Below are 16,035 nucleotides of genomic sequence, written 5' to 3'. Positions count from 1 at the left end.
CCTGGCCGAGGCCGTGCGCGAACGCTTCCGCGCGGTGGTGCGGGAGCTGGAGCAACGCGGCGTGCTCGACGCACGGGCCGGCCGCACCGTCGACGAGGTGGCTTTCGAGGCGGGCAAAGCACTTCCTGCGCTGGCGGACGACCTGCGCGGCGCGGCTGTGCAGTTCGACGACGTCTGGTACGGCGGCAGGCCCGCGACCGTGGAGGGATACCAGCAACTGGTGTCCGTGGACGGCAGGGTGCGCGGATGACGGCTGTCTCCCCCGACGCCGGGCGGATCTGGACGGCCGCGCGCGGTCCCCTGCTGATCGGCGTGATCATCCTGTTCACGGCCGTCGTGATCACGTTGCTGCGCGGCAGCGGCGAGGGCGGTTCGCTCGACCCGCGCTCGTTCCGCCCGGAAGGCAGCCACGCGGTCGCCCGGTTGCTGGAGCAGAACGGTGTGCGCGTCGAGCTCACCGACAACCCGTCCGCTGTGGACGGTGCGACGCTGTTCGTGGCGCAACCGAACCTGATCGACCCTGCGCGGCTTTCCGACCTGAGCCGCCGGGCTGCCGCGACGGTGCTCCTGGCTCCCGCCGGTGCGACGGCCAAGGCGGAGGTCGAGACCCGCCAGCCGGGCTGCCCGCTGGCCTCGAAGGCGGGTGCGGCGACCGCCGGTGGCTTCGTGTACGAGGGCGAACAGCGTTGCTACGACTCGACGCTGGTGCGCACCGGCACGGTGACGATGATCGGGCACGGCGGGATCTTCACGAACCGTTCCCTGGACGAAGAGGGCAACGCGGCGCTCGCGCTGTCGTTGCTGGGCCAGCACGAACGGCTGGTCTGGTACCTGCCGTCGGCCGCGGACCGGTCCCAGCAGAAGTCGCTGACGGACCTGATCCCCGACGGCTGGAAGTTCGGCGCGGTGCAGCTCGGCATCGCGGCCGTCGTGATCGCCCTGTGGCGGGCCCGACGGCTGGGCCGAGTGGTACCGGAACCGCTGCCGGTGATCGTGCGCGCCGCCGAGACCGTGGAGGGCCGGGCACGCCTGTATCGCCGTTCGCACGCGTCTGCGCACGCGGCTTCTGTGCTGCGGCAGGCGACCCGCGACCGGCTGACACCCCTGCTGGGGCTGCCGCCGGGCGAGGATCCGTCGTTCGAGATCGCCCGCAGGACTTCGCGGTCCGTTGGGGATGTGCGGGCTTTGCTTTATTCCGAGGAGCCGGTGGACGACCGGGGGCTGGTCGCGCTGGCTGACGAGCTGGACGCTGTGGAGAACGAGGTGCGCAAGGCATGACGGCAGTGGTCACCACCGAGGAAGCCCGCACGGCGCTGGTGGCGTTGCGCGCGGAGATCGGCAAGGCCGTGGTGGGCAACGACGCCGCCGTGACGTCGCTGATCCTCGCGTTGCTGTGCAAGGGACACGTGCTGTTGGAGGGCGTGCCGGGCGTCGCGAAGACGCTGCTGGTGCGCGCGATGGCCCGAGCTTTGGACCTGTCGACCACGCGCGTGCAGTTCACGCCGGACCTGATGCCCGGCGACCTGACCGGCTCGCTGGTCTACGACTCGCACAACGCGGCGTTCTCGTTCCGCGAGGGCCCAGTCTTCACCCACCTGCTGCTCGCCGACGAGATCAACCGGACGCCGCCGAAGACGCAGTCCGCGCTGCTGGAGGCGATGGAGGAACGGCAGGTGTCCGCGGACGGCAAGACGCGGCCGCTGCCGTCGCCGTTCATCGTCGTGGCGACCCAGAACCCGGTGGAGTACGAGGGCACCTACCCGTTGCCGGAAGCCCAGCTGGACCGGTTCCTGTTGAAGGTGACCATGCCGATTCCCGCACGCGAGCACGAGATCGACGTGCTCACCCGGCACGCTTCCGGCTTCGATCCGCGCGACCTTTCCGGGCTTTCTCCGGTGGCCGGTGCGGCGCATTTGGACGCTGGTGCGGCTGCTGTGCGCTCTCTGACCGTGGCGCCCGAGGTGATCGCGTACGTCGTCGACGTCTGCCGCGCGACCCGTCAGTCTCCGGCCGTTCGTCTGGGCGTTTCCCCGCGTGGCGCAACGGCTTTGCTGGCTGTCGCGCGCGCGTGGGCGTGGCTGTCCGGCCGTGACTACGTGACGCCGGACGACGTGAAGGCCCTCGCCCGCCCCGCTCTGCGGCACCGCCTGGAGCTGCGCCCGGAGGCCGAGCTGGAGGGCGTGACGGCGGACGGCGTGCTGGACGGCGTGCTCGGCGCGGTCCAGGTGCCGCGCTGACGTGGCACTCACGGGCCGCGCGGGCCTGCTCGCGCTCATCGGGGTACTCGTCGTCGGACTGCTCTTGCCTTCGTGGCAAGGGATTCTTCTTGTGCTCGCGGTGTTGCTGGCGTGCGTTGTCCTCGACTTGTTGTTGGCCGCCGGTGTCCGGCGATTGACGTTCACGCGCGCAGGGGCCACCTCAGTGCGCACGGGCGAGGTGTGTGTTGTCGAGCTGACCGTGCACAACCCCGGACGTCGGTTGCGTGGCGTTCTTCGTGACGCATGGGCGCCTTCTGCCGGTGTGGTCTCTGACCGGGTGCCTGTTGAGGTGCCTGCCGGTGGCTCGCGCACGGTTTCTTTTGAGTTGCGTCCGGTGCGCCGCGGTGATCGCGTTTCGGACCGCGTGACCGTGCGTTCTCTCGGGCCGTTGGGCATTGCCGCACGACAGGGCTCGCACGTCGTACCATGGACCGTGCGCGCGCTGCCGCCGTTCCACAGCCGCCGCCACCTGCCCCCGCTGCTGGAGCGCCTGCGCGAACTGGACGGCCGCCGCGCCTCGCTGATCCGCGGCGCCGGCACGGAGTTCGACTCGTTGCGCGCCTACGTCATCGGCGACGACGTCCGCTCCATCGACTGGCGCGCCTCGGCCCGCTCGTCGGACGTCGTGGTGCGCACCTGGCGCCCAGAACGCGACCGCCAGGTGACGATCGTGCTCGACACCGCCCGCACCTCGGCGGGCAGGGTGCATGGCGCGCTGGGTGGCCTGCCGCGCCTGGACACGTCGATGGACGCCGCGTTGTTGTTGTCCGCCTTGGCATCGCACGCCCGCGACCAGGTCGACTTCCTGGCTTTCAGCCACAAGGTGCGCGCCTCGGTACCGCGCGCCACGTTGCCTGTTCTGGTGCAGGCCATGGCCCCGTTGGAAGCCGAACTGGTGGAGTTCGACGCCCGTGGCGTGGTCGTCGAGGTGCTGCGCCGAGCCGGTCGCCGTTCTCTGGTCGTGCTGCTGACGTCGTTGGAACCGTCGATCGAACACGGGTTGCTGCCGTTGCTGCCGGCTTTGGCTTCACGGCACCGGTTGCTGATCGCTTCGGTGTCCGATCCTGCCGTGCACGCGATGGCGGCCGGGCGGGGTGACCTGGAGTCGGTCTACGCCGCTGCTGCTGCGGAACGTGTTCTGGCCGAACGACGCCATTTGACCGCTTTGCTTGCACGGCACGGTGTTGACGTTGTCGACGCACTGCCGGATGATCTGCCACGCGCTCTCGCGGACCGCTACCTGTCGTTGAAGGCCGCAGGCAAACTCTGAACTTGTACCGGCTCCAAAAAGTACTTCCTTCGGGGCTATTCGGGCGGAAACGATGGAGCGGAAGGCCTTGCTGCTCCTAGTTTCTTGCCATGCCACGACGAAACTCCAGCGTGGTGGGCCGGGAGTTCGGCAACGGCGTCCGCGACGCCATCAAGCAGACCCAGATGACCCACCGCAAGATCGCCGAAATGCTGGACTGGGACGAGTCCAAACTGTCCGACCTGATCCGGGGCAAGGGCGGTGTCAGTGAGGCCGACGTGCTGCAGCTGCTCGCCTTCTGCCGCGTTCCGCCCGCCGAGGTCCGCCACCTGCTCGCGCTGTTCCGCGAGACGCGTGAGACCGGGTACTTGAAGATCCCCGAGAACGGGCTGCCCGACCAGGTGCGCAGCCTGATCGACCAGGAACGCCTCGCCAACGCCATCACTGTCTGGTCGATGAACCTCATCCCCGGGAGGCTCCAGACAGCTGACTACATGCGAGCCGTTGTGGAGGCAGGGGTTCGTGACCAGTCGGTCAACTACGAGGAGGTCATCGCAGCGAGACTCGCGCGGCGCGAACTCTTCCACTGGAGTCGCGAGTTCGTGTTCTTCATCCACGAACAGGCTCTGCGGCTACCGGTCGGGAGTACGGACGTGATGAAAGATCAACTTCTCCACCTCCTTGCGATGGCGCAGCGCTCCTACATCACGATCCGCGTCGTGCCCGTCGCCATCGGCGCGCACGCAGGCCTCACGGGCTCGTTCATGCAGCTCCAGTACGAGAAGTTCGAGCCGGTCGTCTTCATCGAGAGCCACACCTCCGTCCTCTTCCTCGAAGACAAGACGTCACTCACCGCCTACACCAAGGCACTGAAGTTGCTCGACCAGCAAGCGTTGAATGCGGAACAATCGGAGGAGCTGATCACCAGCATCCTGATCTGAGGAGATGTTCCGTATGTCGGTCTGGCGCAAGAGCAGCCGCAGTCCCGTCAACGACTGCGTTGAGGTCGGTCGTGGGATCGGCATCCGGGACAGCAAGGCGCCAGCCGCCCACCTGCCCGTGTCCGCCGACGCGTGGTCGGCGTTCCTGCGCCGTGTGAAGTCCTAAACGGCGACGGGCGCGACGTCCTCACGTTCGTCGGCGTCCACGTCGCCCGTCTCCCCCTCCGCAGCCGCCCGCCGCCCGACCACGAACACGTACAGCAGGAACAGCACCTCGGCGACGACCCCGATGCCGACGCGTGCCCACGTGGGCCATCCGGACGGCGTCACAAACCCTTCCAGCACACCGGAGACCAGCAGCACCACAACGAGCCCGAGCGCCACGGCCACCACCGACCGCCCCTCGGCCGCCAACGCAGCGCCACGGGTGCGCTTGCCGGGGTCGATCACCTGCCACCCCAGCCGCATGCCGATGCCCGCCGCGACGAACACCGCCGTCAGCTCCAGCAACCCGTGCGGCGCGAGCAGGCCGAGGAACAACCCGCCACGTCCGGCGCCGAACATCAGGCCGATGCCGACGGCGACGTTCACCGCGTTGGTGAAGAGCAGGTAGATCGGCGGGATCGCGAACAACACGCCGAGCAGCAGGCAGGCGGCGGAGATCCAGGCGTTGTTGGTCCACACCTTCGCCGCGAAGGAACCGGCCGGGTCGCTGGAGTAGTAGGCCTCGTAGCTGCCGCCGGCTTTGGTCATCTCGCGGAGCTCATCCGGGGCGGCGATGGTCGCCTGCACGTCGGGGTTCGAGGCGATCCACGCGGCGATGAGGCCGGTGACCAGGTAGAACGCCAGGCCCGCCGGTACCCACCAGCGCCAGCCGAGGTAGATCGCGGCGGGCAGGCGGTGGGTGAAGAAGCGGGTGACCACGCGCCATGCCGGGGTGTGCGTGCCGGTCAGCGCCGAGCGGGCCTGCGCGACCAGGGACGAGAGCCGTTCGACGGTCGCCGGGTCCGGGGTCTGGCTGCGCACGATCGACAGGTGCGTCGTCACGCGCTGGTAGAGCTCGATCAGCTCGTCCGCCTCGGGGCCCGTGAGCTTTCCTGAGCGCTTGACCAGCTGCTCGAGCCGCTGCCACGACGCGCAGTGGCGATCGATGAACACGTCCAGATCCACGATGAGTCACACTATCCGCGTGGGGGACCTCGTCACCGGTGAAGCCGTAGTTCTGGACCTGCGCGTCGCTCAGCTCGCGAGCAGGGCGGTGGCCTACGCGTTCGACGTCGCCGTGCAGTTCGGGCTGCTGGTGCTCATGTACCTGATCCTGCCGATCGGGTTCGACGGCGCGCTGCAGTCGGCCCTGGCGCTGTCGTTGACCGTGCTCGTGCTGATCGGCTACCCGACAGCCGTCGAGTCGCTGTCGCGGGGCCGTTCGCTCGGCAAGCTCGTCATGGGCCTGCGGGTCGTGCGCGACGACGGCGGCGCGATCAGGTTCCGGCACGCACTGGTGCGCGCGCTGGGCGGGTTCTTCGTGGACTTTTGGGCGCTGGGCCTGGGCGGCGCGGTGGCGTTGTTCGTGTCGCTGTTCTCGCCGCAGGGCAAACGTGTCGGCGACTACCTGGCGGGCACGGTGGTGATCCACACGCGCGTGCCGAAGCAGCAGGTCGAGCTCGCCGAGATGCCGCCGCAGCTGGCGGAGTGGGCGCGCGGCCTGGACCTGTCGCAGCTGTCCGACGAACTGGTGCTCGCGTCGCGGCAGTACCTCAGCCGGTACCACGAGCTGAGCGAGAAGACGCGGTGGGAGCTGGGTGCACGACTGTCGGACGACGTCGGTGCCGCTATCCGCTCGCCGCGCGTCGAGTACACGCACCCTCATCCTTACCTGGCCGCGGTACTGGCCGAACGCAGGCGTCGGGCGGCCGACTAGCCCGTGGTTCTCGGGCATGACAAAAGCAGGGCCCCAGAGGGACCCTGCTTTGATTTTGCCGGCGGGCGGGTTCTCGGCGGTCAGGTGCTGGTGTCGTTGAAGTAGTGCACGCCTTCGTGCGCCGGCGCGTAGTCGCCCGTGGTGGCGTAAACGTCGATCGTGTCCTGCACGTGGTTGCTCGGGAATCCCCGGAAGTGCAGTTCCGGCCACGCTTCACCCGGTACGACGAGGTCGGGGTGGTAGCAGTCGATGCCGCCCTCGGTGTCTTCACACGACCAGCCGTCGCCCCACGAGCGGACGTCGAGCGTGTCCGGCACGGAGAGGAACACGGTGACGCCCTGCTCGTTCCCCTCGCCGACGTCGGTGAGCAGCACCGAGAAGTCGAACATCCCCCTGCCGCTCCAGAGCGGTCCGTCTTCCCCCGGGTACTCGTGGATCATGCTCGACTCGTGCAGCGTCATCCGGATGTCGATCGGCGCCGTTTCTCCCTCGGCGGCGCTCGCGGTCGATGCGCCCGAAAAGGCGACCAGCCCGGCGACAGTGGCGGACAGCAACGTTTTGATCATGGAACTCCCCCAGAGTTCGGTAATGGTCTCAACCACTCAGGACGCCCGTCGGCCCGTCAGGTTGCGTTCGCCAGACGGAGGCGTTCGTCCGCCTGGTCACGGACGGCTTCGAGAGACACCGGGGCATCGCCGTGCAGAGCCTCCCAGCGGGCGTTGTGCACCGCGGTCCACAGACTCGCCGCCCATGCGATCTCCAGCTCCTCAGCCGTGAACTCACGCCCACGTTGCTCCTGATACACCTCCAGGAACGCGGCCGAACTCTCGACCGGGACCAGGGACGGCGGCGGAACGTTGGCGAACGCCCCAGAAGCCGCGCCCACCAGTGCCGCCTCCGGTTGCCGCGCCAGGCTGTCCCAGTCGTGCACGGCGAGAACCTCGCCGTCCTGCCAGCGCAGGTTCTGCGCCTCGAAGTCGGCGTGCCCCAGCACGCACGGCAAATCAGTGGCCAGCAACCGCTTGCGCACCCGTTCGGCCATGGAGACGACGAACGACGGCACCACGCTCTGGTCGCGAGAGTCGAGGAAGTCGATCGCCGGCCACAGCCCGGGATCCGTATGGTCCCACCGGGCCCAGCGCGGAGAAGGCAACGGCGGCGCAACCGACACATCAACCAGCAAAGCCATCAGCCGGGCGAACACCGCCGCATAGCGCCGTGCGACGTCAGGCGAGGAGCCGGGCAGCATCGAACCGCCGGGCAGGGACTCCTCGGCGTGCACGGCGAGTGCGCCGACACCGGTGACAGGTGTGAGCGGCCGGGCGCACGGGAACCCCCGCTCCGCCAGCTGGGCCTGCGCGGCGACACACGACGCGGCACGGCCGTCGTCCTCGCGGGCCTTCACCACGACGTCCCGCCCATCGGCCAGCCGCAGCCCGAACACCGCCGAGATCGACCTCGCCTCGAACAGCACGTCGACCGGCTCGTCCCCCAGCTGGTCCACGCACCAGCTCGGCAGCCAGTCCGGCAGATCGTCCACCACGGTGACGACTGTGCCAGACGGACGTCTGTGCGAGGAGACAGGAACGGAGAGACTCATGACGACCCGCCCGCCCATCGTCGATATGGCCACCTGGCAGAAGGCCCGCGACGAGCTCCTGGTCCGCGAGAAAGCCCACACCCGCGAGGGCGACGCGATCGCCGCCGCCCGCCGCCGGCTGCCCATGGTGGAGTACGACGGGAAGGTCGAGGTGACCGGACCCGACGGCCCCGTGCCGTTCCTCGACCTGTTCCAGGGCCGCGACGAGCTCGTGGTCTACCAGCACATGTGGTACGACGGCGCGCCGCCGCAGGGGCAGTGCGAGGGCTGCACCACCACGGTCTGGCACCTGAAGGACGCCCTCTACCTCAACGTTCGCGGCGTCGCGTTCGCCGTCCTGACCACGGGCGCCTGGGACGAGGTCGCCGCCTACGTCGAGTTCATGGGCTACACCCAGCCCTGGTACTCGGTGCGGGACACGGACGCGCCCGTGGGCCCGGGACACCTCACCAGCTTGCTGCGCGACGGCGACCGCGTGTTCATCACCTACACGACCACCGGCCGTGGCACCGAGCGGCTCAACGGGTCCATGGGCGTGCTCGACATGACGCCGTACGGCCGCGGCGAGGCGTGGGAGGACAAGCCGGAAGGATGGCCCGAGGGCGACGTCCCGTGCTGGTACTGGCGCACGGACGCGGACGGGAACGCCACCTGGGGCGAGACCAGCCGACCCGTACCGCAGTGGAGCCGCCCTGGCGCGACCCCCGTGGAGACGCTCGGCCGGCACGCCGACTTCCACTGATCTGTGCCGGTCAGGCTCCCAGCAGTTCCTGCAAGAGCAGCGGGTTCATGTAGTCGTCGTAGCGAACGATCTCGCCGTCGCGCAGGTGGATGATCGCGATGGCGGTGAACGTGTAGTAGTCCTGCTTCACCTTCGACCAGCCGCGGTGCGTGATCTCCGAGACGACGACGTTCGGGTCGTCGGTGAGCCTGGTGATCGCGGCGACCTGCTGAACCTCGATCTTCTCCCGGACCCGCGCTCCCCTCATCTTGTCGAAGTAGGCGCGGATCTCCTCGCGTCCCTTGATCTCCTCCTGCTGGAACGGTGCCGGGAACCGGTACGCCATCACCCCGTCCTCGGTGAACAGGTCCGCGAAGGAGTCGTGGCTCTGCTCCCCCGCCACCTGCCTGCGGACGTGCTCCACGATCTCCGCCGGTGTGCGTGTCATGTCGTGCCCTCTCTAGAATCGGAACGGTGACCCCGGTTATGACGATACGGAACGCACGCCCCGGTTGGCAACGATGAGGGCCGATGCCGCGCGGAATCGCGAGAAGGTGCTGGTAGCGGCGCGGGAACTGTTCGCGGAGCAAGGCTTTGACGTGCCGTTGGACGAGATCGCGGCACGTGCCGGCGTCGGGCCCGGCACGGTCTACCGCCACTTCCCCACGAAGCAGGCGCTGTTCCAGGCCGTCACGGAAGCACGCGTCGCCACCATGATCGCGTCGGCCGATGAACCCGCCGAAGATCCCGGACGGGCGTTGTTCGCGTTCCTCAGCCGGATGGCGGACGAGGCGGCGGCGAAGCGCGACATGTCCGACGCGATCACGGTGCCGTCAGAGCTGCGAGACCGCCTGCACACCGCGCTCGGCGGCCTGTTGCAACGCGCCCAACAGGCCGGAACCGTCAGAACCGACATCACGACCAAGGACCTGGTCGCGTTGATGAAAGGGATGCTGCAGAGCATGCACGAGGGCGCCAACCCCGCTGTGTTGCTGGAGATCGTGCTCAGCGGGCTTCAGTCGAGCCGGAAGCCGTAGGGCAGTTCGAGGCGGTGGCGGGCGAGCAGGGCGGTGTCGGCGAGGATCTCGCGTGTCGGGCCGTCGGCGACGACCACGCCGTCGTCGATCAGCACGCTGCGGGGGCAGATCTGCAGCGCGAACGGCAGGTCGTGCGTGACCATCAGCATCGTGCGGTCCAACGTCAGAAGGAGCTCGGCAAGTTCGCGACGGGCAACGGGTTCCAGGTTCGCGGACGGTTCGTCCAGGACGAGGATCTCCGGGTCGCAGGCGAGCACGGAGGCCAAAGCGACCCGGCGCCGCTGCCCGCCGGAAAGGTGCAGCGGTGAGCGATCGGCCACCGACTCCATGCCGACGGACCGCAACGCCTTCAGGACGCGACCGTCCACATCGGACATGCCGAAGTTCCGCGGCCCGAACGCCACGTCCTCGGCGACCGTCGGGCAGAACAGCTGGTCGTCCGGATCTTGGAAGACGAGGCCGACGCGGCGCCGGATCTCGCGCAAGTTCTTCCTGGCGACCTCGAGCCCGGCGATCGACACCGTGCCGGAGCCGCCGGAGTGGACTCCGTTGAGGTGCAACGCGAAGGTGGTCTTGCCTGCGCCGTTCGGGCCGAGCACCGCGACCCGTTCACCCCGCTCGACGCGAAGGTCGATGCCGAACAACGCCTGATGCCCGTCCGGATAAGCGAAAGCGAGCTTGGAGACCTCCAGGGCCGCAGCGGCCGGGGTCTCCGGAACGATCACCGCCGAGCCTGCAGGGCTGCCCGTCCAGCCGCGCGACACCATCGCGAGGTGCACCCTCTCTCCGCGTTCGTAGGACCGGATGAACAGTGTGCCGACCGAGCGGGCCATCGCGCCCGCCTGCCACAGGAAACGGGGGTCGTCGCCGCGCGAAATGCGGGCGACGCGCATGCGTTTCGCCTCGCCCACGACGACTTCGCCGTAGCGGAGCATGAGCGTGGCGATCATGATCAACGGGGCCGGCACCTTCAACGACTGCAAGCCCTTCAGCAGATCACCGGGCGCCGTCGTGGCGGCCAGCGTCAGGCTGATCAGCACACCCAGAGTGCCCTTGGCCAGGATGTTCCAGCCGGCCAAAGAACCTTCGACGGACACCGAGAGGCCGAGGAAGTCGGTGCGCGGGTCCGTGCCGAAGATCGGGAGCAGGAACGCGAGCACCACGAACGGCACCTCGATCACCGCGCGCTTCACGAACCACTGCACGGGAACCCGAGCGACCGTCCACACCGCGACGATCAGCAACAGGTAGAGGCCGAAGAGCGGAAACAACGTGCGCGGGGTCGCCACGACGCCCAGCACCGCACTGAACGCGACGACGATCTTCACGTGCGGTGCGAGGCGGTGCACCGGCGAGTCGCCTGCGTGGTGCAGGACGTCGTGGCTGCCACCCATCAGACGTCAGAACGCTTGCGCAGGAACCAGAACAGACTGAACGACAAGGCCAGAACCACCAGCACGCCGAGAACACCCGCGAGACCGGTGAACTTGCCGTCGCCGCCGAGCGCGTAGTCGGCGAACGTGCTGCCGGCGAACGGATGTTCGCGCGCGTGCTCGGCGATGCCGGTGTCCTCGACCGTCTTGTCGAGGCCGTCGGGGTCACCGGACGCGAAGTACGACAGGACGCCCGCGATCAGCAGGGAGACCACCGCGAACCCGATGAAGAACTTCTTCACGACCGAACCTCCAGCGGCTTGCGGTTGCCCTTCAGCAGGTAGACGAGATCAGGCCGGATCGAGGCGACCGACGTGACGGTGACGGCAGTGATCAGGCCTTCGCCGATACCGATCAACGCGTGCAGGCCCCACATCAGCAACGCGACCTTGCCGATCTCCACACCACCGGCACCGCCGATCGCGTACTCGACGATGAAACCGGTCGCGGCGACCACGGTGTTGACGAACGCGGAGATGAACGCGACGGTGGCCAGCCCGCCCTTGCCCCGCTCGGCGAGCTTGCGCAGGGCGACGGCGACGAGGAAGCCGGTCGCCGTGCCGATCAGGGCCATGTTGGTGACGTTGGCGCCGATGGCGGTGAGCCCGCCGTCAGCGAACAGCAACGCCTGCACCACCAGCACGATCGTCACGCACAGCGCACCGACGTACGGGCCGACCAGGATCGCCGCGAGGGCGCCGCCGAGCAGGTGCCCAGAGGCACCGGGCAGGATCGGGAAGTTGATCATCTGGACGGCGAAGATGAACGTGGCCACCAGGCCCGCCATCGGAGCTGTGCGGTCGTCGAGGTCCGCGCGCGCCTTGACCAGCGCGAAACCGACGCCCACCGCCGCGACGGCCAGGAACGCGATCGAGGTCGGCGCGTTCAGCAGACCGTCGCTCATGTGCATGGCAACAGGTGACATGACTGGTCACGCTAATTGCCAGGCGGCGGCTATGGCCAGCAGTGTGCAACAACAATTTTGGGGTGAGAAGGCGTCAATGGTCACACCCCAGAGTTCGCAGCACAGGCCGGGCGGGTTCACCAGTCCCTAGTCATCCGATGAATTCTGCGTAAGATCCCTCCCGCCGCCGCCACGGCACGGAGGGACGAACAGTGACAGAGCTGTCGCGTAGAACCTTTCTGTACGGGACAGGCGCGGCCGTGGGGGCCTCTGCGCTAGGTGCGGGCACCGCGGTCGCGTCACCAGAGACATCGGGTCACCAGGGACACTCGACCGTGCATCGCGACGTGGTCCGCGATGCCCGCATGGAGTGGAAGCAGCTGCCGAAGAACTGGGGCGACAGCCCGTTCCTCGCCAACGGCTTCCTGGGCGTCCAGGTCTACGCCGGGCGCACGCCGAACGAGCTGAAGCTCATGCTCAGCCACTCCGAGGTGCAGGACCAGCGCGAACACTGGGAGGCCGCCATCGGCCTCTCCCGGCTGCCGATCGGCCACCTGACGCTGCAGTTCGCCGGCGCGATCACCGCCGTTGACTGGACGCTGGACCTGTGGAACGCCGAGCTCACGGGCTCGGTGACCACCACGCAGGGCAGCGCGACGTTCACGATGCTCGTGCACAACGCGCGCAGCACGTTCCTCGCCTCCGTCAAGGGCGAGGTGACCTGGGGTTTCCAGCCGCTGCAGTCGTCGACGACCCGTCAGATCCGCCGACCGGCCGACTACACGGCCAACCCCGACCCGACCCTGGGCACGGCCAACGGCGTCTCCTACGCCGCACAGCCGCTGCACGCGGGCGGTGGCTACACAACGGCCTGGCAGACCCGCAACGGCCGTTTTGCGGCCCACGTGGCGTACACACACCCGGCGAACACGCACACGTCCGACGCGATCCACGAGGTGCGTCAGGCGCTGGCGATCCCGTTCGAGGTGCTGACCTTGCAGCACCGTCGCTGGTGGAACGCCTACTTCGCGAAGTCGCTGGTGTCCGTGCCGGACAAGCTGGTGCAGCGCTTCTACTGGGCGCAGCTCTACAAGATGGCCGCGGCGACGAGGGCCGACGCGCCCGTCATCACCGAGTGGGGCCCGTGGTTCCCCGAGCAGGGCAACAGCTGGACGGCCGTGTGGTGGAACCTCAACGTCCAGATCTCATACCCGCTGATCAACGGCTCCAACCACCACGAGCTCGACGCGGTGACCACGACGCTGAAGCGGTTCGAGCACCACCTCGAACTGAACGTGAACCCGGCCTACCGCGACGGCAACTCGTACGCGATCTGCCACCCCGGCGACCGCACGTTGCGCTCCGGCCCGCGCTACTGCGGCGTTCCCGGCGTCGCGCCGAACGACCATACGGGCAATCTTCTGTGGGCCTGCCACAACGTGTGGCTGGGCTACCGGCACACGATGGACGAGCGCATCCTCAAGGACGTGCTGTTCCCGATCCTGACCAAGGCGGTGAACTACTACGTGCGGTTCCTGGTCGAAGGAGCCGACGGCAAGCTGCACCTGCCGGAGACGCGCTCACCTGAGTACGCGAACAGCGTGGACGCGACCTACGACCTGTCACTGATCCGCTGGGGCGTCAAGACGCTGCTGTCGATCGAGGAGAACCCGCGCTGGCGGGACGTCCACAACCGCCTGACGCCCTACTCACAGGACGCGAGTGGCGTCCGGATCGGCCGGGACAAGGCGCTGGAGGACTCGCACCGGCACTTCTCGCACCTGCTGTGGTTCTACCCGCTGCGCGAGCTCACGTGGGACATGCCGGAACACCGCGACCTGATCACCAAGACGGTCGATCTCTGGACGTCACGGCGCGAGGCGTGGGCGGGCTACAGCTACGGTGCCGCCTCCGCGATGTACTCGGCGATGGGCCGCCCGGAGGACGCCCTGTCGTTCCTGCGTTACTTCCTGGACCGCAAGCAGGTCGGCTCGAACGCCGTGCTGACCGAGAACACCTTCTACCGCGAGGGCGGCAACCTCGCGATCGAGTCGCCGCTGATGTCCGGCCAGGCCGTGCTGGAGATGATGGTCCAGTCGCACAACAACGTCGTGCGCGTGTTCCCGTCGGTCTCGTCCACTTGGGCTGACGCGTCGATCTCGTCGTTGCGCACTCAAGGCGCGTTCCTCGTGGACGCTTCCCGTTCCGGTGGCCGCACCGACTGGGTCCAGGTCCACTCCGAGGCCGGCGCGCCTCTGGTCCTCGACCACGGAATCACGGGCGAGATCGACGTCCGGGACAGGCGGGGCCGCCGGTTGGACTACAAGACGCGCGGTTCCGCGATCGAAATCCCGTTGCGCCGAGGTCAGACGGCCGTGATCGCACGCCGCGGCACACGTCCGGACGTCTCACCACGCGACGTGACGCCGAACGGCTCGTCTTCGCGTTGGGGACTACCGTAACGTACAAATTCGAACATTCGGTGGATGAGTGGGGTGTGCGGTGGACCTTCAGCACTGGCTCAACGAGGCGCTGGCCAACCACGAGAAGTGGACCGCGGAGTACGGCGCCTACACACCCCACTCGTCGCTCCAGGTCGACCCGGCGGTCTTCGGTTCGGCGCTGGCCGAGCTCCAGGACCGCCTGCGCGACAACTACCCGTTCTTCCACCCGCGCTACGCCGGCCAGATGCTCAAGCCGCCGCACCCGGCGGCGGTCGTGGGCTACCTGTCCGCGATGCTGATCAACCCGAACAACCACGCCCTGGACGGCGGTCCCGCGACCGCCGCCATGGAGCGAGAGGTCGTGTCCGGGCTGGCGCACATGTTCGGCTACGGCGACCAGCACCTCGGCCACCTGACCTCCAGCGGCACGATCGCCAACCTGGAGGCGTTGTTCGTCGCCCGTTCGCTGCATCCGGGTCGTGGCGTCGCGTACTCCTCCGAGGCGCACTACACGCACTCACGCATGTGCGGCGTGCTCGCCATCGAGGGTTTCCCTGTTCCCGTGGACGGCCGTGGGCGCATGGACCTGGACGCGCTCGAAGGGCTTCTGAAGACCGGCAAGGTCGGCACGGTCGTGGTCACCCCAGGTACCACCGCGTTGGGCGCCATCGAACCCGTGCATCTCGTGCTGGACATCGCACGCCGCTATGACGCACGGGTGCACGTCGACGGCGCGTACGGCGGCTTCTTCACGTTGCTGGCAGGCACGGACCTCGAAGCAGCGCCCTGGGAGGCCATCGCCTCGTGTGACTCCGTGGTGGTGGACCCGCACAAGCACGGACTACAGCCCTACGGTTGCGGCGCCGTGCTGTTCCGCGACCCGTCCGTGGGCCGCTTCTACCTCCACGACTCCCCCTACACCTACTTCACGTCCGACGAGCTGCACCTCGGCGAGATCAGCCTGGAGTGCTCCCGTGCCGGTGCCGCCGCGGCCGGGCTCTGGCTGACGCTGCGGCTGCTGCCGTTGACCCGCGACGGTCTGGGTGAGGTGCTGGCGGCCGGTCGGCGGGCGGCCGTGCGGTGGGCGTCGATCATCCGGGAGTCCGAGGAGCTGGAGCTCTACCAGGAGCCCGAGCTGGACATCGTCACCTACTTCCCCCGGACGACCCCGTTGACCCTGTCCGCTGTGGACGCCGCCTCGCACCGGGTCATGGAGACCGGCATGAACGCGGCCGTCGACCCGATCTTCCTGAGCGTGGCACGGGCGTCGAAGGAGGCGTTCGCGGCTCGGCATCCCGAGGTGGAGGCCGATGTGGACGGTGCGAGGGTGCTCCGCAGCGTGCTGATGAAGCCGGAGTCGGAGGACTACCTCGACACCCTGCACGCGCGGGTCCTCAACCTGCTCTGACCCTCAGCAACGCCGAAATGGGCGACTCACCCCGGTGAGTCGCCCAGCAGGCGCCGGATCAGCCGTGCTTGGCGCGCCGCCCGGAACGGCGCGGCGGCAGCGGCGTGTCCCCGCGCAGG

Annotated in this window: 18 protein-coding genes and 1 pseudogene; 11 read left to right on the top strand and 8 right to left on the bottom strand. The window is 68.4% G+C overall.

Annotated features, from left to right (window positions below):
• From FXN61_RS36835 to FXN61_RS36810, 6 genes are all read left to right on the top strand, one after another.
• Positions 1-250: DUF4129 domain-containing protein (locus FXN61_RS36835; protein WP_167978560.1), on the top strand; the 250-nt coding region annotated here is incomplete at its 5' end.
• A complete protein-coding gene (locus tag FXN61_RS36830) occupies positions 247-1,278 on the top strand; it encodes a DUF4350 domain-containing protein (RefSeq protein ID WP_167978559.1) in 1,032 nt (343 codons plus the stop codon). The genes FXN61_RS36835 and FXN61_RS36830, both read left to right, overlap by 4 nt.
• Positions 1,275-2,237: an AAA family ATPase gene (locus FXN61_RS36825; RefSeq protein ID WP_167978558.1), complete on the top strand. Its 963-nt coding sequence runs from the start codon at positions 1,275-1,277 to the stop codon at positions 2,235-2,237. Before FXN61_RS36830 ends, FXN61_RS36825 begins: the two co-directional genes overlap by 4 nt.
• A 1-nt stretch (position 2,238) precedes the next feature.
• On the top strand, positions 2,239-3,528 hold the full coding sequence (locus FXN61_RS36820) for a DUF58 domain-containing protein (RefSeq protein ID WP_167978557.1): 1,290 nt from the start codon (positions 2,239-2,241) through the stop codon (positions 3,526-3,528).
• Between the two features lie 89 nt (positions 3,529-3,617).
• On the top strand, positions 3,618-4,448 hold the full coding sequence (locus FXN61_RS36815; protein ID WP_167978556.1) for a DUF5753 domain-containing protein: 831 nt from the start codon (positions 3,618-3,620) through the stop codon (positions 4,446-4,448).
• 13 nt (positions 4,449-4,461) lie between these two features.
• Positions 4,462-4,614, top strand: a complete 153-nt coding sequence (locus tag FXN61_RS36810) for a DUF397 domain-containing protein (RefSeq protein WP_167978555.1) — start codon at positions 4,462-4,464, stop codon at positions 4,612-4,614.
• On the opposite strand, the gene FXN61_RS36805 is transcribed toward FXN61_RS36810, so the two are convergent.
• Positions 4,611-5,618, bottom strand: a complete 1,008-nt coding sequence (locus FXN61_RS36805) for a stage II sporulation protein M (protein WP_167978554.1) — start codon at positions 5,616-5,618, stop codon at positions 4,611-4,613. The genes FXN61_RS36810 and FXN61_RS36805 overlap by 4 nt on opposite strands.
• A 19-nt stretch (positions 5,619-5,637) precedes the next feature.
• On the opposite strand from FXN61_RS36805, the gene FXN61_RS36800 reads away from it, so the two are divergent.
• Positions 5,638-6,369 (top strand): RDD family protein, encoded by a 732-nt coding sequence (locus FXN61_RS36800; protein ID WP_312878277.1) that lies wholly within the window; start codon positions 5,638-5,640, stop codon positions 6,367-6,369.
• A gap of 80 nt (positions 6,370-6,449) precedes the next feature.
• On the opposite strand, the gene FXN61_RS36795 is transcribed toward FXN61_RS36800, so the two are convergent.
• Positions 6,450-6,935, bottom strand: a complete 486-nt coding sequence (locus tag FXN61_RS36795) for a hypothetical protein (RefSeq protein ID WP_167978552.1) — start codon at positions 6,933-6,935, stop codon at positions 6,450-6,452.
• A 56-nt stretch (positions 6,936-6,991) separates the two neighbouring features.
• Positions 6,992-7,912, bottom strand: a complete 921-nt coding sequence (locus FXN61_RS36790) for a phosphotransferase (RefSeq protein ID WP_312878276.1) — start codon at positions 7,910-7,912, stop codon at positions 6,992-6,994.
• A gap of 55 nt (positions 7,913-7,967) precedes the next feature.
• On the opposite strand from FXN61_RS36790, the gene FXN61_RS36785 reads away from it, so the two are divergent.
• A complete protein-coding gene (locus FXN61_RS36785) occupies positions 7,968-8,711 on the top strand; it encodes a DUF899 family protein (protein WP_167978550.1) in 744 nt (247 codons plus the stop codon).
• A 10-nt stretch (positions 8,712-8,721) separates the two neighbouring features.
• Here the strand turns inward: FXN61_RS36785 and FXN61_RS36780 are convergent, their stop codons facing one another.
• The gene (locus FXN61_RS36780) at positions 8,722-9,138 is read right to left on the bottom strand and encodes a nuclear transport factor 2 family protein (protein WP_167978549.1); all 417 of its coding nucleotides are present in this window, start codon (positions 9,136-9,138) and stop codon (positions 8,722-8,724) included.
• A gap of 73 nt (positions 9,139-9,211) precedes the next feature.
• Here FXN61_RS36780 and FXN61_RS36775 point away from each other — a divergent pair, with 73 nt between their 5' ends.
• Positions 9,212-9,727, top strand: a complete 516-nt coding sequence (locus tag FXN61_RS36775) for a TetR/AcrR family transcriptional regulator (RefSeq protein WP_167978548.1) — start codon at positions 9,212-9,214, stop codon at positions 9,725-9,727.
• Here FXN61_RS36775 and FXN61_RS51080 read toward each other — a convergent pair.
• The 4 genes and pseudogenes from FXN61_RS51080 to FXN61_RS36760 form a co-directional block, all read right to left on the bottom strand.
• Complete coding sequence (locus tag FXN61_RS51080) at positions 9,706-10,494, bottom strand: energy-coupling factor ABC transporter ATP-binding protein (protein ID WP_167978561.1); 789 nt, start codon at positions 10,492-10,494, stop codon at positions 9,706-9,708. The genes FXN61_RS36775 and FXN61_RS51080 overlap by 22 nt on opposite strands.
• A pseudogene (gene cbiQ, locus FXN61_RS51075) lies at positions 10,483-11,121 on the bottom strand (cobalt ECF transporter T component CbiQ); the annotation flags it as partial. The pseudogene cbiQ and the gene FXN61_RS51080, both read right to left, overlap by 12 nt.
• Positions 11,121-11,402 carry a PDGLE domain-containing protein gene (locus FXN61_RS36765; protein WP_167978547.1) on the bottom strand — a complete coding sequence of 94 codons (282 nt, stop codon included), beginning with the start codon at positions 11,400-11,402 and terminating at the stop codon, positions 11,121-11,123. The pseudogene cbiQ and the gene FXN61_RS36765, both read right to left, overlap by 1 nt.
• A complete protein-coding gene (locus FXN61_RS36760; protein WP_167978546.1) occupies positions 11,399-12,085 on the bottom strand; it encodes an energy-coupling factor ABC transporter permease in 687 nt (228 codons plus the stop codon). The genes FXN61_RS36765 and FXN61_RS36760 overlap by 4 nt, the downstream gene beginning before the upstream one ends.
• Before the next feature lie 191 nt (positions 12,086-12,276).
• Between FXN61_RS36760 and FXN61_RS36755 the strand changes: the two genes are divergently transcribed.
• The gene (locus FXN61_RS36755) at positions 12,277-14,526 is read left to right on the top strand and encodes a glycosyl hydrolase family 95 catalytic domain-containing protein (RefSeq protein ID WP_167978545.1); all 2,250 of its coding nucleotides are present in this window, start codon (positions 12,277-12,279) and stop codon (positions 14,524-14,526) included.
• Positions 14,527-14,566: 40 nt separating this feature from the next.
• The gene (locus FXN61_RS36750) at positions 14,567-15,916 is read left to right on the top strand and encodes a pyridoxal phosphate-dependent decarboxylase family protein (RefSeq protein ID WP_167978544.1); all 1,350 of its coding nucleotides are present in this window, start codon (positions 14,567-14,569) and stop codon (positions 15,914-15,916) included.
• Positions 15,917-16,035: the final 119 nt, after the last annotated feature.

The sequence above is a fragment of the Lentzea indica genome, assembly GCF_012184385.1.
GTDB lineage: Bacteria > Actinomycetota > Actinomycetes > Mycobacteriales > Pseudonocardiaceae > Lentzea > Lentzea indica.
The sequence above is the reverse complement of the archived record's forward strand: the minus strand, read 5'-3'. Positions and strand labels throughout refer to the sequence as shown.

Coding starts and splice junctions, on each gene's coding strand:
- FXN61_RS36795 (WP_167978552.1), bottom strand. CDS start 6,935: ATGATCAAAACGTTGCTGTCCGCCACTGTCGCCGGGCTGGTCGCCTTT.
- FXN61_RS36830 (WP_167978559.1), top strand. CDS start 247: ATGACGGCTGTCTCCCCCGACGCCGGGCGGATCTGGACGGCCGCGCGC.
- FXN61_RS36760 (WP_167978546.1), bottom strand. CDS start 12,085: ATGTCACCTGTTGCCATGCACATGAGCGACGGTCTGCTGAACGCGCCG.
- FXN61_RS36815 (WP_167978556.1), top strand. CDS start 3,618: ATGCCACGACGAAACTCCAGCGTGGTGGGCCGGGAGTTCGGCAACGGC.
- FXN61_RS36825 (WP_167978558.1), top strand. CDS start 1,275: ATGACGGCAGTGGTCACCACCGAGGAAGCCCGCACGGCGCTGGTGGCG.
- FXN61_RS36810 (WP_167978555.1), top strand. CDS start 4,462: ATGTCGGTCTGGCGCAAGAGCAGCCGCAGTCCCGTCAACGACTGCGTT.
- FXN61_RS36780 (WP_167978549.1), bottom strand. CDS start 9,138: ATGACACGCACACCGGCGGAGATCGTGGAGCACGTCCGCAGGCAGGTG.
- FXN61_RS36775 (WP_167978548.1), top strand. CDS start 9,212: ATGAGGGCCGATGCCGCGCGGAATCGCGAGAAGGTGCTGGTAGCGGCG.
- FXN61_RS51080 (WP_167978561.1), bottom strand. CDS start 10,494: ATGGTGTCGCGCGGCTGGACGGGCAGCCCTGCAGGCTCGGCGGTGATC.
- FXN61_RS36785 (WP_167978550.1), top strand. CDS start 7,968: ATGACGACCCGCCCGCCCATCGTCGATATGGCCACCTGGCAGAAGGCC.